The organism is Thauera sp. (assembly GCF_035444905.1).
GTDB lineage: Bacteria > Pseudomonadota > Gammaproteobacteria > Burkholderiales > Rhodocyclaceae > Thauera.
In genome coordinates this window covers 1-1,585 of record NZ_DAOMPS010000146.1, presented here as the reverse complement: position 1 = coordinate 1,585, position 1,585 = coordinate 1, and the positions used below count along the sequence as shown (strand labels likewise).

1 protein-coding gene is annotated in these 1,585 nt (G+C 64.4%); it reads right to left on the bottom strand.

Annotated features, from left to right (window positions below; translation table 11 throughout):
• Nucleotides 1-87 precede the first annotated feature (87 nt).
• Nucleotides 88-1,585: Tn3 family transposase (locus tag PLC66_RS22685; RefSeq protein WP_324544440.1), on the bottom strand; the 1,498-nt coding region annotated here is incomplete at its 5' end.

The following is a 1,585-nucleotide window of genomic DNA, read 5'->3' as shown; positions in this document are numbered from 1 at the left end:
CCACCACATATTGCGACCGGCCGCTCCCCCTGTGATCGGCAGGCCGCGCAACCAGGGGTCGTCTCAGAAAACGGAAAATAAAGCACGTTAAGCTGGTTGCAGCGGCCGTAGCGGCCTGAACTTGCCCGCGCCGATCTTGGCGCTGCTGCGCCAGAGGTAATCGCCGGTCAGGTTGACGTGTTCCCATCCCAGTGGCGACAGATACTGCAATAGAGAGTCATCAACGGACTTGCCGTGGCCACGCAGGGCATTCGCGGCCCGTTCCAGATAAACCGTGTTCCACAGCACGATGGCTGCCGTCACCAGGTTGAGGCCGCTGGCCCGGTAGCGCTGCTGCTCGAAGCTGCGGTCACGGATTTCGCCCAGGCGGTTGAAGAACACGGCGCGAGCCAGCGCGTTGCGCGCCTCGCCTTTGTTCAGCCCGGCATGCACGCGGCGACGCAGCTCGACGCTTTGCAGCCAGTCCAGGATGAACAGCGTGCGCTCGATGCGGCCCAGCTCACGCAGAGCCACGGCCAGGCCGTTCTGGCGCGGGTAGCTGCCGAGTTTCCGCAGCATCAATGAGGCGGTCACCGTGCCCTGCTTGATCGAGGTGGCCAGCCGCAAAATTTCGTCCCAATGGGCGCGGACGTGCTTGATGTTGAGCGGGCCGCCGATCATGGGCTTCAGCGCGTCATAGGCGGCATCGCCCTTCGGGATGTAGAGCTTGGTGTCGCCCAGGTCGCGGATGCGCGGGGCGAAGCGGAAGCCCAAAAGGTGCATCAGGGCGAAGACGTGATCGGTGAAGCCCGCTGTGTCGGTGTAGTGCTCCTCGATGCGCAGGTCGGATTCGTGGTACAGCAGCCCGTCGAGCACGTAGGTTGAATCGCGCACGCCGACGTTCACGACCTTGGTGTGGAATGGCGCGTACTGGTCAGAAATGTGGGTGTAGAACGTCCGCCCTGGGCTGCTGCCGTATTTCGGGTTGATGTGGCCGGTGCTTTCGGCCTTGCTGCCGGTGCGGAAGTTCTGGCCGTCCGAGGATGATGTGGTGCCGTCGCCCCAGTGCTCGGCGAAGGGATGCCGGAACTGCGCGTTGACCAGCTCGGCCAGCGCCGCCCCGTAGGTTTCGTCGCGGATGTGCCAGGCTTGCAGCCAGGCCAGCTTGGCGTAGGTTGTGCCGGGGCAGGACTCTGCCATCTTGGTCAGGCCCAGGTTGATCGCGTCGGCGAGGATCGTGGTCAGCAGCAGGTTCTTGTCCTTGGCCAGGTCGCCCGATTTCAGGTGCGCGAAGTGCCGGGTGAAGCCCGTCCATTCGTCCACCTCCAGCAGCAATTCGGTGATCTTGACGTGCGGCAGGACCATTGCGGTCTGGTCGATCAGGGCCTGCGCGGTATCGGGCACTGCCGCGTCGAGCGGCGTGATCTTCAGGCCCGACTCCGTGATGATGGCGTCCGGCAGCTCGTTGGCCAGCGCCATGCGGTTGACGGTGGCAAGCTGTGTTTCCAGCAGCGTCAGCCGGTCGTTCAGGTACTGGTCGCAGTCGGTGGTCACGGCCAGCGGCAATTCGCTGGCCTGCTTGAGGCTGGCGAATTTCGCGGGCGGC